Origin of the sequence: Sphingomonas glacialis, assembly GCF_014653575.1 — a bacterium.
Lineage (GTDB): Bacteria > Pseudomonadota > Alphaproteobacteria > Sphingomonadales > Sphingomonadaceae > Sphingomonas > Sphingomonas glacialis.
The window spans coordinates 1-14236 of sequence record NZ_BNAQ01000017.1 but is presented as its reverse complement, the minus strand read 5'-3'; the positions used below and the strand labels follow the sequence as shown (position 1 = coordinate 14236).

The window sequence follows — 14236 nt, the reverse complement described above, 5'->3', positions numbered from 1 at the left end:
TTTGCGATGTTGAATCAGATCATGACCGACTTGGGAATCCCCGGCGCTGAGTCAGGCTCCGAGGGACTTGGTATAAGCCCCGAATGATCGGATTTACGATTTCGTTATTGTCGCCGACCGTGACCTGCACGCCGGGAACGCGCTGAAGCGCGGCGGCAACGGTGCGATCGGGCAGCTTTCCAATATCGTCGGCAACGATTGAGTCGACAACGTTATACGAATCGCGCTTGATGTCAGCCGCTTTAGCGAGCGAGGCACGGATCCCGGTGACAACGATATCGGTGGATGCTGTATCAGCCGGCGCGGTAGCCTGGGATGGGGTCGTGGACTGATCCTGCGCCAGCGCGGGCGATGCACCCATCAAGGCGAACAAGGACACCGATGATAGCGCTGCGAATTTGGAAACCATTTCACCCCTCCTAAGAAACGTGCCGACTTTTGAATCCGGCTCATGCTCACTCATACCCACAGAAACACTGTAGGACAAGTCTTATTTGTCAGACCACGGCGATTGCTCGCAGTCGCGCGGTGACCAGCAATGTCTGCCACCTCACTGTTATTGGCCGGGCACCACCATCTTCGGTGCCGCCGCCAGGCGCCGAATTAACGCGGTTTCGGCTGGCCGATAGGGCGTCCCGTCGGCACGGAAAACCTCATGGAACCACAAGGTTGGCTCATCCATGGTATAGGGCTTCTTCCAACTGTCCCATGGAAGGCGTGTCTGCGTCTTGCCGTCGACGAAGCCCCAGTTCAACATTGCAACATTGTAACGTTTGCCGATTGGAAGCGAGCCGTCGAAGGTGGACCCGTTACCGCGCGCCATGAACTCAGTGCATAGCACAGGGCGGCCGTACAGTTTGAGCTGCTTCACTCGGCCCTCAAACTGTTCCGGCCAACCATAATCATGGAAGGTGATGATGTCCGACTGTCCAAGCTGAAGCTTCTCCATCCCAGTCAGCTTGGCGCCCGGCGACCAGTCATCGTGCCACCACACCCCGCTCGTCACCGGCTGAACCGGGTTTGCGGCACGCGCCCAGTCGAAGACTTGCGTAAGCAGGCCTCTCACCAACGGCTCCTTGCCGTCCTGGCCCTTGTATTGATCCGCCGGATTGTCGGGCTCGTTCCACAGGTCCCAGCCGAGGATGCGGTCGTCCTTAGCGAATGCGCCGATCACGCCGGTGACATAAGCCCGGTACTTCGGGTAGCGCGCCATGTCGCGTAGCCCGGGCAGGCCCGGCGACTGAACCCAACCCGAATTGTGCACACCTGGGATCGGCGGATGTTGCGGACCGAGCACCGGATTGGGATCCCAACAGCTGTCGAATAGCACGAACAGTGGCCTGATCTTGTGCCTGGCGGCGATTGTCAGAAAGGCATCGATCCGACGCTTGAAACCCTCCGGATCCTGCTCCCACAATTGATCGGGCATGAACACGCGCATCGTGTTCATGCCGATGCCTTGCGCCAGGCCAAGTTCGTAATCGATTCGTTTTGGATCCCACGTGGCTTCCTGCCACATTTCGAGCTGATTGATCGCAGAGGCTGGCGTATAGTTCGATCCAACCAGCCAGGCCTGTTGCGCGTACCAGGCGTTGGCCTGCTGCGGTGACCAGCGCTCGCGCGCCTCCGCGGGGGCACTGGCCAAGGCGAAGGTCGCAGCCGCGCCTAGCAGCAGCATAGTGAGTCTGTTCATAAGAGTTCCCCGCACCTCAGCGTTTCGCGCCAAGGGTGAATTTATAGATGATGACATTGCGATAGGTCTGGCCAGGATCTAGCCGCGCCGATGGGAATTTGGGCTGGTTGGGGGCGTCGGGAAAGAGCTGCGGCTCCATCACGATCGCATCGCCCATGCGGTAGATTTGTCCGCCCTTTCCAACCACGGTGCCGTCGAAGAAATTGCCCGAATAGAATTGTAGCCCGGGCTGGTTCGACCACAATTCAAAGCCTAGGCCAGAGAGGGGTTCGGTGACCTTCGCCATAAGATGGGGCAGTGCGGTAACCGCGGTACCAATCACCCAATTGTGATCATAGCCGCGCCCGTAGGCGATCTGCGTGTCGCGCCCGTCGCGCACGCGCGGACCAACCGCATGGGGCGTTCGGAAATCGAACACCGTGCCCGCCACGCTCGGCAAGGCGCCGGTGGGAATCGCGGTCGCGTCGGTTGGCGTGTAGCGTTCGGCCGGGATTGTGACGATATGCCCCATCGCACCGCCGGGCGAACCAGCGCCGGCGAGGTTCCAGTAGCTGTGGTTCGAAATGTTGACGAGCGTCGGCTTGTCGGTAGTGGCACGATACTCGATCGTCAGCTGGTTGCGCTCGTCGAGCGCGTAAGTGGCGAAGGTGGTCAGCGTGCCGGGATACCCCATGTCGCCATCGGGACTGACATAGCGTAGTGTCACCGAAGCGGTCGGGCCGCTCTTAACGGCGACGACTTCCCACAACACTTTGTCGAAACCCTTGGTCCCGCCGTGAAGCGAATTGGGGCCGTTATTGACCGGCGTGTGATAAGTGTGTCCATCAAAGGTGAAGCGGCCGCCGGCGATCCGATTGGCGACGCGACCGACCGTTGCACCGAAGAATTCGGGCTTCGTTGCGTAACCCTCGAGGGTATCGTACCCAACCGCAACATCAATTGGCTTGCCGTCCCGATCTGGCAGGATCATCGACTGCAGGGCTGCGCCCAAGGCGATCACTCGCGCCAACACACCGTGCGAGTTGGTCAGGGTCACCGCCGCGACTGGGCGACCATCGGGCAACGTGCCGAAGCTGCTTTGCTTCGCCTCGCCTGCGACCGCCGGGCTCGCCAAAACGAGTGTTAGCGCGCCCGTCACAAGTGCGACACCATGTGCTCGTGTCATAATACTCTCCTCTTATCCTATCCGCGATACCGATGGGTCGGCGTTCCGCGACAGCCTGGATCGACCTCAAATAGCGCGCCAGCTTGTGGCTCGTCGACGCCGTGCGACGCCGACGTCACGAACATCCGATCGAGTTCGGGGCCGGCAAAAATGCAATTGGTGACCTGCGACGCCGGCAGCGAGATCGAACGATCGCGACGACCTTCAGGCGTGAAACGCGTGACGCAACCCGCGCCCCAGCAGGCGATCCAAAGTCCGCCGTCGGCATCGAGCGTCATGCCATCCGGGTCGCCCCAGCCCTCCTCGAAGTCAATGAAAGTCTCGCGCGGGCCAAGACCACCTTCTGCATCGATCTCGAAGCGATATACGGTCCGTAGAGCACTGTCGGTATGGAACAGCGTGCGACCGTCAGGTGTGATCGCCGGGCCATCGGCGATGTGGTAGCCGTCATCCACGCGCGTGACTGTCCCCTTCTGGTCGAGCCGGTAGAAAGCGCCCGTTGGCCGCGCGCCGTCCAGCGCCATCGTTCCGGCCCAAATCCGGCCGGTTGGGTCTGCCTTGGCATCGTTCATCCGGTTGCCCGAACGGTCGGGATCGGCGAGCGGCGTGATCGTCAACGGATTGAGCGTCAGCGCAACCATGCGGCGGTCTAGCCCGGCAACGAAACCTGACGCGTCCTCGCGCTCAACAATCCAGCCGATCGTCCCCGGCATCTCCCAGCTATCAACGCGCCCATCTGCAAGCCGCAAGCGATTGACACGGCATCCGAGAATGTCGGTCCAATAGACCGCCTGCTCACGCGCCGACCAATACAGCCCCTCGCCCAGCACGTCGCGGCGATCACGCGGGATTTCGCGCACGGTGATCAATGGCTGTCCCGCGGCAGCCCGAGCTGCGCTATCCGCTGATATTTGACAGCGGGCTCGAGCACCGCGCCGGTATCGAACTGACCGACGATGCCGCGCTGGATTTCCTGCCACGGCGTCTGCGACGGCGGAGCCAGCGTCTGTTCGAGCGCCGCGAGCGCGCCGCGGCGGCGCGCCATTTCCTCTTCAGAAACGAGCAAGTCGACGCGCCGACCCTTGAGGTCGATTCGGATCCGATCGCCGGTCTTGGCTACCGCCAATCCGCCGCCGACCGCGGCCTCAGGCGACGCGTTGAGGATCGACGGTGATCCGCTTGTCCCCGATTGCCGCCCGTCGCCGATGCACGGCAGCGCATGCACGCCCGCGCGGATTAACGCGGCGGAGGGCCGCATGTTTACGACTTCAGCTCCGCCCGGATAGCCGACAGGCCCTGCCCCGCGCATGATGAGAACGGTATTTTCATCAAGCCCCAGCGTCGAATCGTCGATCCGGTGATGATAATCCTCGGGCCCGTCAAACACGACAACACGCCCTTCGAACGCTTCGGGATCCGACGGATTGCGCAGATAACGGTCGCGAAACTCTTCGGAAATGACGCTCAACTTCATCACGGCGCCGTCGAACAAATTGCCGCTGAACACTGAAAGACCAGCCGCCGGCTTGAGCGGCTCGGCGAGTGTCCGTATCACGTCGACATCCTCGGTCGACCTGCCGCCGACATTGTCGGCGACGCTCTTGCCGTTGCACGCAACCGCTCCGCCGTCGATCTCGCCCGCGGCGAGCAACATCCCCATCACTGCAGGCACACCGCCTGCGCGATAATAATCTTCGCCCAGATATTTACCTGCCGGCTGTAGATTGACGATCAACGGCACGTCCGCGCCTGTCTTTTCCCAGTCCGCGAGCGTCAGCTCGACGCCGATGTGACGTGCAATCGCGTTGAGGTGGATGGGCGCATTGGTTGAACCGCCGATCGCCGAATTGACCTTAATCGCGTTGAGAAACGCCGCGCGTGTGAGGATGTCGCTGGGCTTGCGATCCGCCTGAACCATCTCGACGATTTGCCGCCCGGTTTCCCAGGCACATTGCTGTCTATCGCGATACGGCGCCGGGATCGCCGCGGATCCGGGCAAGGACATGCCAAGTGCCTCGGTTAGCGAATTCATCGTCGTCGCCGTGCCCATCGTGTTGCAGAAACCGGTCGAGGGTGCCGACGAGGCGACAAGCTCGATGAAGCCCTTGTAGTCAATCTCGCCCGCTGCCAGCAGTTCGCGCGCTTTCCACACGATCGTGCCCGACCCTGTGCGCTCGCCTTTGTGCCAGCCATTTAGCATCGGCCCGACCGACAGGGCGATTGCAGGAATATTGACTGTCGCCGCTGCCATGAGTGCGGCAGGCGTGGTCTTGTCGCAACCGATGGTCAGCACGACGCCATCGAGCGGATAGCCGAACAACACCTCGACCAGCGACAGGTAGGCGAGGTTGCGGTCGAGCCCGGCAGTCGGGCGCTTGCCGGTCTCCTGCAGAGGATGCGTCGGGAATTCGATCGGAATGCCGCCCGCATCACGAATGCCGTCGCGGACGCGCTCGGCGAGCACCAGATGGTGCCGGTTGCACGGCACAAGGTCGGATCCCGATTGCGCGATACCAATAATAGGGCGGTTTGACTGGAGTTCTTCCAGACTCAGGCCAAAATTGAGATAGCGCTCGATATAGAGCGCCGTCATGTCGGGGTTGGCGGTGTTGTCGAACCATGCGCGCGACCGCAATTTTACCGTGTCGTCGCTCACAATACGACGCTCCCACGCCGCGCGAAAGAATACACGATCATACCTGCCTCTCCCAAGCCTTTACCTGCGTGCCGAACGCGCGACGACGCTTTCGCGATTGATAGCTCAGCCTGGGATCGATAGAAAGCCGATTTATCGGATAAAAGAATTTAGCGGAGAGTTGTGATGCGGCGATCGAGCGAAGCTTTGCGAAATCAGGACGTCCAATGACGAACACATCCGCCAAACCCTTGCGTCTCGGCATCATCGGCGTCGGAAAAATAGCGCGCGACCAGCATTTGCCGGCGATCGCCGCTTCTTCTGATTTCATTCTGATGGCCGCCGCGAGCCGCCATGCCACGCTCGACGATCAGCCCAATTTCGCGAGCATTGAAACGATGCTCGCTGATGGACCGCAGCTCGATGCGGTGTCGATCTGCACTCCGCCGGGTGGCCGGGATCGTATCGCGCGCGCAGCGATCGCGGCAGGCAAGCATGTGATGATAGAAAAGCCGCCCGGCGCGACCGTAAGCGAAGTCGTGGCGTTGCAGCAACTCGCCTCTGAGCAGGGCGTAACGCTTTTCGCCAGCTGGCATTCGCGCGAGGCCGCGGGCGTCGATGCGGCGCGCAATTGGCTCGCTCAGCGCATTGTGACGCGCGTCGCGATCCACTGGCGAGAAGACATTCGCGTCTGGCATCCCGGGCAGGAGTGGATCCTGGCCGCTGGCGGATTTGGCGTATTCGATCCCGGTATCAATGCCCTGTCGATTGTGACCGCTATCCTTCCGCAGGCGCTGATTGTCGAAAGCGGCACGATCGTCGTGCCAGCTAATCGCGCATCGCCGATCGCTGCGCAAATTGCTCTGCGCCTTCCCAACGACGCGCCGGTGCAACTCGATCTCGATTTCCTTCAGACTGGCAAACAAAGTTGGACCATCGCGGTCGAGACGACCAGCGGGACGCTACTCTTGACCGAAGGCGGTAAGCGCCTCTTCATCGACGGCGCCGAGGAAATCCTTGACTTAGATACCGGGGAATATCCGCGCCTTTACGAACGCTTCAGCGCGCTCGTCCGCGATCGGCAGAGCGATGTGGATCTTCGCCCACTGCAGCTCGTGGCGGACGCCTTTCTCGTATCGCGCCACAAGCGCGCTGTATCGTTTGATTTTTAACGGGACGCGCTGGACAAAGCCATAACTATACTACTTATATGATATAAAGATAAATGAGGAGTGGAGCGATGCGCTTGGTTCGATCGATTGTGCGTGCCGGAGTGCCGCTAGTTTTGGCACTCGGCACTGTCATAAGTGGCGGCGTAGGCGCGCAAGTCGCGCCGGGCGGCCCGGTTACACCCTATGTCGATCCGGCGAAGGCCTATCTCTTCCTTCACATGACCAAGGAACGCTACGGCGTCCTGTATTACTCGGTCAGCCTCGATGGGCTGCACTGGCGACAGGTCAATGCGGGCAAACCCGTTTCTGCTGACTATCACGGCCATGCTTCAGTGGCGCGCGGAGGCGACGGGCGGTATTATCTGGTTGGTAACAAAGGCGATGACGATCCCCTGATCCGCTTCTGGGTGTCGGACGATCTAGTGCGCTGGATGCCTTATGGCACTTATCAACCAGACCTGCAGACGGTCCTTGGCTATCCACATCCGCTCCAGCGGATCGGAGCGCCAAAACTGTTTTTCGACAAGCCTTCGGGGAAATTCCTGCTGACCTGGCACACGCCGAGCCTCGAAGGCTCGAAGGAAGATCCAGAGCGCTATTGGGGAAGCCAACGCACTTTGTACGTCCAGTCAAAGGACCTCAAGACCTTCGCTGCGCCGCCGCGTCGGCTGTTCGCCTGGGACATGGCGACAATCGACACGATCATCCAGCCGAACGATGATTCTGGCAAAGGCGGCTATTGCGCGATCATCAAGGATGAGCGCTACCCGTCCTACGAATGGACTACTGGCAAGACTGTGCGGATGAGTTGCGCGGCCAAACTGCTCGGACCCTATCCGCTTCCAGGTCCGCCGCTTAGCCCCAATTTTCGCGAAGCGCCGACGCTGATCCGCGCGCCCAACAGCAAGGACTGGATGCTATATTACGAGCAGTATGCCGGGACCAGTTACGGCCTGTCCATGGCACCGAAGCTTTCTGGCCCGTGGGTCCAGGTGTCGGGCAATAGCGGCGTACCCGAATGGAATCGCTACGAGATGCCCGCTGGGCTGCGCCACGGATCGATGATCGGCATCTCGCGAGCGCAATATGACGCGATCGTCGCCGCTTTCCCCGACAAATGAATGTGTCTTGGATCCGCCCACTCGCGCTAGTGGCCATAGTGAATCTGATCGCGCTCGAGATGCCGACCACGGCGGTTGAGGCGCGCGGTGCTGCGTCGGCCATTAGCAACCCACTGCTGCCCTCGGGTCCCGATCCGTGGATCGTGAGGCAGGGCGACACCTATTTCTATATGAATACGCTCGGCGACCGATTGGCTATCCGCAAAACCAAAAATCTCGCACGGCTGGCGGACGCAGCGGAGATAACGGTATGGACGCCACCCGCAATAGGCCCGAATGCGCAATCCATATGGGCACCCGAATTGCACCGGATCGGCGACACTTGGTACATCTACTACACCGCTGCCGAGAGCGGGCATGACGACGACGCGCATCGCGGGATTTTCGTGCTCGAGAATACCGGCCTCGATCCGACGCGAGGGACATGGATCGACCGTGGCCGCTTGAAGACGGCGCATTCCGGTATCGACGGCACGACCTTCAGCTATGGGGGGAAACGCTATTTTGTCTATTCACCGTATGTTGGGGCCGACAGTGACCTCGCCATCGTCGAAATGGCTAATCCGTGGACATTGGTCGGGGCGGAAAGCATCATCGCCCGCCCTGACCAAGACTGGGAGCGCCGCGGCGGCCGGCAGATCCTTGAAGGACCCGAATTTCTCGCCGGGCCGAAAGGCGATCTTTTTTTGAGCTATTCCGCCAGCGCGTGCTGGTCCGACGATTATGCGATCGGTTTACTGAGCGCCTTACGCGGCAGCGACCCGCTCGATCCGGCGGTTTGGAGCAAGGCGGTGCGGCCAGTGGTGGCAAAGGCGCCGGCCGCGAACATATATGCACCGGGGCATAACGGCTTCTTCACCGCCGCCGGCGGACGCGAGACTTGGATCGTTTATCATGCCAATGACGCGCCCGACATGAAATGCACCGCGCGACGCGCGCCTCGCATTCAACGTGTAAGATGGTCCGCACGAGGAACCCCGATCTTCGCCCCGCCCCGCTGACCGCTTTGAGCTGCTGCCGGTTTCGTGGACACCAAGATAAGGTGTTTTCGGAATTGGAAGGTGATTATGCAATGACGGAAGTTCAGCCGAGGGTTCAAGCTGGAGGCGGTGAAGTTGACCCGCGATCGGGGCGTGGCGGTGGCTCAGGCCGCGCGCGATCTCGACCTGCACGAGAACGTGCTGCGCAAATGGGTCCGCGAAGCAGAAGTTGATCCCCAGTCGGCATTCCCTGGCAACGGCCAGAAGAAATCTGAGCGGCAGGAGAATGAGCGGCTGCGCCGCGAGTTTGCCCAGATGAAGGTCGAACGTGACATCCCAAAAAAAGCCGCGGTGTGCTTTGCCAGGGACTCGATATGAAGTTCAGGTTCATCGCAAGCATCGAGGGATCTGGCCGGTGTCGTAGATTTGCGAGACGCTCGATGTCTCTCGCAGTGGCTTCCACGCCTGGCTCGTGCGCGCGCCGAGTGCTCGGTCGCTCAGTGATGAAGCGTATGGAGGGAAGATCCACGCCAGCTTCATCTCCAGCTACTGCACTTATGGTGTAAGTCGCGTCTGGCACGAACTTTAGGCCGCGGGCCGTTTACGCGACCTGCATCGTGTCAAGCGGCTGATGCGCCTGAACGGGTCGATGGCACGCCCGCGTCGTCGGGGTCTTCCTAAGGACGATGGCGTGCGTTTGGTAACCGCCGGCAATGTGTTTCATCGAAAGTTCAGCGCCGTGTGAAGGGCGGTGACAAACCAGGCCACAGGACCGCCGGCGATGTCGGAACGAGCATTCTCAAGGCACGCGTCGTGCTTCGGGAGGATCGCTCGCGATGCTTCGCAGCGGACTTCCGTTGCTCAACGTCAGGAGTTGTATGTCTCAGGATCGTCTGCTTCAGGAAGCCCTGCTCGCCGAATTCGCATGGGAGCCAAGCGTTACCGCGGCGCACATTGGTGTCACCGCCAGGAATGGCATCGTCACGCTTTCGGGACATGTCGAGAATTTCCTCGAAAAGCGTGCGGCCGAACACGCCGCAGCCCGCGTCAAGGGCGTCAAGGCCTTCGTCGAAAAGCTAGAGGTGCAGCTCCACTCCAGCATGGTGCGCACCGACGAAGACATCGCCCAGGCGGCCGCCATGCGGCTCGACTGGGAAGTCAGCGTGCCGCGCGACGCCGTCAAGATCAAGGTCGAGAACGGCTGGGTCACGCTGAGCGGCCAAGTCGAGTGGCATTTCCAGAAGGACGCCGCCGAGCGCGTCATTCACGGGCTATATGGTGTGGTCGGCGTGCTCAACGAAACCACGATCAAGCCGCGCGCCGACGCAACCAATATTGGCAACAAGATCGATCTCGCGCTGCATCGCTCGTTGTTTGATCCCAAGACGATCACGGTCACCGCGCAAGGCGGCAAGGTCACGCTGACCGGCTCGGTCGAGACGCCAGCCGACCGCTACACCGCCGGTGCCACGGCGTGGGGCGCGGCAGGCGCAACCGAAGTCGAGAACGACCTCATCATCGCGTGATCTCGGGATGACCCCGCCCGCCCCGACTTGGGGCGGGCGGGGTCGCCTGCGCTGGAAGAACGGTGCCGCAAGCATGAAGATCGTGAAGACGAAGACCGGACGCACAGCCGTCGGAGCGATCGCCTCGGGCGCGCTCGCCTGCGATGCGCTGGCGATCGGCGCGGTCGCGATCGGGTTCCTGACCATCAAGCGCCTGAAAATCCTGGAAGCGCGGATCGAGACGCTTTCGATCGGTACGCTAACGGTGGATTATCTGAACGTGCGGTCGTCGTAACCGCGTCACCGCTCTCCGTCGTCGCGAACGCGCTGCAGCTGAACCGTATCCGGGTGTAGAGATGCCGGCCCCCGGCCGAAATCGCGCTCGATCGACGTCATGCGGTGGACGATGGTGAAGAAGAAGGCGGTCGACCAACCGAGCAGGATGACGCCGTTCACGCCCTCGATCGCGCCGAGCAGGCGGCTGCCGACGGGCAGGACCACGTCGCCATATCCGATCGTCGCATAGGTCGATGTCGAGAAGTACAGCGCTTGCTCGAAGGTCTCGAACCAGCCCATCGCCCGATAGAGAAATGCGTAGCCCCAGATCTCAATACCGTGCAGCGCGAACAGACCCAGCGCCGCCCCCGCCATGACCGCGCCGTTCTCGATGAACGTGATCATGCGGTCGGCACCCCGCCGATGCCGCTGCACCAGCGCGAGTAGCATGGACAAGCCGGCAAAATGCACGATCACGCTCAAACCCACCATGATCGACGCCATGCCAAGCTGCATCAGGAAGGAAGCCGTCATTCCACAGCGGCGAACATCGAGGGCCGCGGCGCTCGGGTCAGACCGGCGAGACGCTCCGCAGACCTCGCCGCCATAGTTTTATGCGATGCCCGTGCACAGCTTCCGCTCGAGGATATCGCAGCCGAGGTCGACTGTTTGATCCTGGCCTTGCAATAGGCAGCTTCGGCATCGTTGGTATACATTGCGGGGCGTCCTTAAGACGGGGGGCGTCGCCGCCGAAATCGGCGACGCGATTGAAAGCATAACGATTTGAATAACCCCACGCCCAAGCGGCATCGACGGCCGGAAACTACGTAGTCCGGTATTCTATGAGCCACCTTGCAAGGGTGACGACGATGCGAGCCCCAAACAACGTGCCGAAGATTGGCTTTGTCCGCGCAGCAAGCCACCCTGGCAGATAGATGTCGTAGCCCGGTCGCCTGTCGTCAGTGAGGCTCGCAGCGATGCCGCGCAGCGGGCAGCGTCCGTGATTGAGGCCAAGCACGGTGACCTCTACCAGCACGATCGCGACGGCCGTGGCGGCGCCGATGAAATTCGATGTCGCTCCGAATTACCACACCGCCTTAATCGCGAGGACGAGAAAGCCCCAGATGATCGTGTGGATCGCTTTCAAGGCGCGAAGCGCCACCGCGTTGCTAACACGCATCAGCATCATGCCAGGACGGCAGAGACCGGTCGGCGCGCCGAGAACGGCAAGGGAGGACCGTGGCCGAAGCGCATCACGATGTCCGGGCGCTGCCCCGCTATGCCGATCAGCGACGCCAGTTCGGGTCGAAGCCCGGGCACTTCAACCGGTTGATTGACGAAGGCGCATTTGAGCCCGAGCGCGGTCGCCTGGAGCCCAAAGCGCTGGCACGCGCGGCCCACGCCCACCCAATGCGCTGGATCGGCGGCGGCACCCACGAAGACGGCAACGCCGGCGGAGGACCGCAGCTGGCGGGCGTATCGGTCGTTTTCGGATGCCGCCGTCACCATCCGATCGAACAACAGCGGACCGGCCCAGGAGGGTAGCGACGGATTGCCGCTGGCGACGCTGAACAACCCGTCGCCGCTCCGCGTTGCATCATGCGGGTTGAAGCGCAGCCACTGCTTCAATTCGCGCACGAACGCGGCGTCGGCCATCTGAGCGGTGTTGCCCGTGAGCACCAGATCGCGGACACGATCGATGTCGGCGCGCTGTGTGATCAGAACGGTCTCGACATCCGGCACCTCAGCCGCGGTCGCGAGCATCTGCAATTCGGCGGTCGAGAGCGGCTTCCCGTCATAGTCGCCGCGCGTCGATTGTCGCTGCGGGATTGCGTCGCACAGCGCGCTGTCGAGCGGTCTGGCGGGGCGAAACCGGAGCTCGATCGCGCCGCCATTTTTGGAGGCGAACTCGGGCTCTGCGCTATGCCCGCTGGCAGCGGCGGCGAGCATCAGATTCTCGGCGGCGCAGCCCAGGCTGACGAAGATGTGATGATCATCGGGATCGACGACGGGCGTGCGCCGCGCGAAATCAGGCAGCACGGTGATGCGATCGGTCGCGATGCGGAACCGCCACGGCTGCGTATTGTGCCCGTTAGGCGCGAGCGTCGCGAAGCGCACGAGAGCGCGGTAACCGGGGTTGGCGCCGAGCGCCGCCCGCGATGCCGCCACCGACGCGTCATAAGCCGACATCGACCCCATGCCGTGCAGTCCGATCCACCCTGCGCCTGCTACGGCCACGGTGGCGGCACCGCCGCCGATCAAGAGGGTGCGCCGGTTCATGTCAGTGCGACAGCAGCACGCAGCGAGCGTTGCCCATCAGCAAGCTGCGCGTCACTCCGCCGAACGCCCATTCGGCCAGCCGATTGTGGCCGTAGGCACCGGCGACGATCAGATCGACGGTGTTATCGTCGGCAATCTTTGCCAGGGCGGCAGCGTCCCCCGCTAAAGCATGCTCGACGATGACGTCGGCGTCGATGCCGTGCCGGCCCAGCCAGTCGCGCACGTCCTCGATGCGCGCGCGGATACCCGAAAGATCCGAGCCGACGCCGGCGAGGACAACGCGATCGGCATTCATCAGCAGCGGCAGAGCATCAACGACGGCGCGGCGGCATTCGCGGGTGTCGGCCCACGCCAACATGACGGTCGCGAAGTCCGCGGTGGTCGCATGGGCTGGCACGATCAGCACGGGTCGCCCAGCGTGGATGACGAGCTCGCCGGTATCGGCATGACGTGTCGAGTCCAGGGCTTCCGTGACAGCGCCCGTAATGAGCAAGTCCGCGCACCGCGCCTCCACTGCGACGATGTGGGCAATGGGTTCGAGCGTCGGAATGCTGCGCCAGTCGAGCACACGGCCGCGGATTGCCTCGCAAGCGTGGAACTCCGCGGCGACCGTTTTCAACTCGTCATCAACGACTTGGCGTTCGGCTACCGCGAGGGCACCTGAAAAGTCGCCTTCCGCATAGCCGATTTGGACCGGCTCGCAGGCAGCGATGCCGATCACGCTCGCGCTATAGCGCTCGGCCAGCGCGGCGGTGACGGCGAGCACGCCCGCGTTGGGCTGGCCGGCATCGAGGTGAACCATCAAGGTCTTGTAGGGCACGCGACGCCTTTCCGAGTTTGGAGATGACTATTTGTCGCGCTGCCCGCTGACCCGGGAAGGCCCGGGAACTACGCGAGCCGTTCGCGACTGGGCTTCAGAGCATGTGCGCGACGACCGACTGGATGACGAAGGTCGCCGACAACACTCCGAACGCGATCGCCGGGCGATGATCGGCAAGGTGCCAAATGCGATGAAGCTGCGACTGGATCATGCCGAATTTCTCGATGCGAGGATCGGGCGACGAGAACGGTCGCCAGAGCCATGTCGTCGCAGCACGCAACGCTCTGGCACCTCTATTTAGGATCGAGGACGCGTTCGGGGGCAGCATCGGAAAGTACGCATAGTCCGCGAACTGCGGAAGAACCGGACACCCGGCAGCGTGGTCCTCTTCGTCGCAATCCGCGTAGTTCCCGATCCTGACCGTCTACCCTGATCCAGCCTATTGCTCTGGGCTCGAATGCGGAACCCCAAGGCACGGATCGCGCGCGCAAGTCTCCGCGCCGCACCTGCCCTCAGAGGTGGCTCGGTTCATTTGAACAGCTCGACGCGATTGCTAAGTGGGGCGTCCGCCGGTTTCATGCCGCTGCGA

13 protein-coding genes and 1 pseudogene are annotated in these 14236 nt (G+C 62.1%); 6 read left to right on the top strand and 8 right to left on the bottom strand.

The genetic code is table 11. From position 1 onward, the window contains the following. Positions 1-19: 19 nt before the first annotated feature. The 5 genes from IE187_RS20725 to IE187_RS20705 all read right to left on the bottom strand — a co-directional run bounded on the left by IE187_RS20725 (position 20) and on the right by IE187_RS20705 (position 5451). Positions 20-409: a TonB-dependent receptor plug domain-containing protein gene (locus IE187_RS20725; RefSeq protein WP_268249547.1), complete on the bottom strand. Its 390-nt coding sequence runs from the start codon at positions 407-409 to the stop codon at positions 20-22. 147 nt (positions 410-556) lie between these two features. After that, positions 557-1693, bottom strand: a complete 1137-nt coding sequence (locus IE187_RS20720) for a glycoside hydrolase 5 family protein (protein WP_189677899.1) — start codon at positions 1691-1693, stop codon at positions 557-559. A 16-nt stretch (positions 1694-1709) separates the two neighbouring features. Then, complete coding sequence (locus tag IE187_RS20715; RefSeq protein WP_189677898.1) at positions 1710-2858, bottom strand: aldose epimerase family protein; 1149 nt, start codon at positions 2856-2858, stop codon at positions 1710-1712. Between the two features lie 17 nt (positions 2859-2875). After that, positions 2876-3727 carry an SMP-30/gluconolactonase/LRE family protein gene (locus tag IE187_RS20710; protein ID WP_189677897.1) on the bottom strand — a complete coding sequence of 284 codons (852 nt, stop codon included), beginning with the start codon at positions 3725-3727 and terminating at the stop codon, positions 2876-2878. Then, positions 3724-5451 (bottom strand): IlvD/Edd family dehydratase, encoded by a 1728-nt coding sequence (locus tag IE187_RS20705; RefSeq protein ID WP_229839627.1) that lies wholly within the window; start codon positions 5449-5451, stop codon positions 3724-3726. The genes IE187_RS20710 and IE187_RS20705 overlap by 4 nt, the downstream gene beginning before the upstream one ends. 269 nt (positions 5452-5720) lie before the next feature. Between IE187_RS20705 and IE187_RS20700 the strand changes: the two genes are divergently transcribed. The 6 genes and pseudogenes from IE187_RS20700 to IE187_RS20675 all read left to right on the top strand — a co-directional run bounded on the left by IE187_RS20700 (position 5721) and on the right by IE187_RS20675 (position 10566). Continuing rightward, positions 5721-6665, top strand: coding sequence for a Gfo/Idh/MocA family protein (locus IE187_RS20700; RefSeq protein WP_189677895.1), 945 nt, complete (start codon positions 5721-5723; stop codon positions 6663-6665). Positions 6666-6733: 68 nt separating this feature from the next. After that, entirely contained in the window at positions 6734-7786 is a 1053-nt protein-coding gene (locus IE187_RS20695) for a glycoside hydrolase family protein (protein ID WP_189677894.1), read from the top strand. Further along, on the top strand, positions 7783-8787 hold the full coding sequence (locus tag IE187_RS20690; RefSeq protein ID WP_189677893.1) for a glycoside hydrolase family 43 protein: 1005 nt from the start codon (positions 7783-7785) through the stop codon (positions 8785-8787). Before IE187_RS20695 ends, IE187_RS20690 begins: the two co-directional genes overlap by 4 nt. Positions 8788-8886: 99 nt before the next feature. Further along, positions 8887-9505 (top strand): annotated as a pseudogene (locus IE187_RS21560) (transposase); the annotation flags it as partial. Between the two features lie 139 nt (positions 9506-9644). Continuing rightward, positions 9645-10292 carry a BON domain-containing protein gene (locus IE187_RS20680; RefSeq protein WP_189677891.1) on the top strand — a complete coding sequence of 216 codons (648 nt, stop codon included), beginning with the start codon at positions 9645-9647 and terminating at the stop codon, positions 10290-10292. A 7-nt stretch (positions 10293-10299) separates the two neighbouring features. Beyond that, complete coding sequence (locus tag IE187_RS20675) at positions 10300-10566, top strand: hypothetical protein (protein WP_229839625.1); 267 nt, start codon at positions 10300-10302, stop codon at positions 10564-10566. A gap of 5 nt (positions 10567-10571) precedes the next feature. Here the strand turns inward: IE187_RS20675 and IE187_RS20670 are convergent, their stop codons facing one another. From IE187_RS20670 to IE187_RS20660, 3 genes are all read right to left on the bottom strand, one after another. Continuing rightward, on the bottom strand, positions 10572-11051 hold the full coding sequence (locus IE187_RS20670) for a potassium channel family protein (RefSeq protein WP_229839624.1): 480 nt from the start codon (positions 11049-11051) through the stop codon (positions 10572-10574). Positions 11052-11732: 681 nt separating this feature from the next. Further along, positions 11733-12827: an Acg family FMN-binding oxidoreductase gene (locus tag IE187_RS20665; protein ID WP_189677889.1), complete on the bottom strand. Its 1095-nt coding sequence runs from the start codon at positions 12825-12827 to the stop codon at positions 11733-11735. Position 12828: 1 nt separating this feature from the next. Continuing rightward, on the bottom strand, positions 12829-13647 hold the full coding sequence (locus IE187_RS20660; protein ID WP_189677888.1) for a universal stress protein: 819 nt from the start codon (positions 13645-13647) through the stop codon (positions 12829-12831). Positions 13648-14236: the final 589 nt, after the last annotated feature.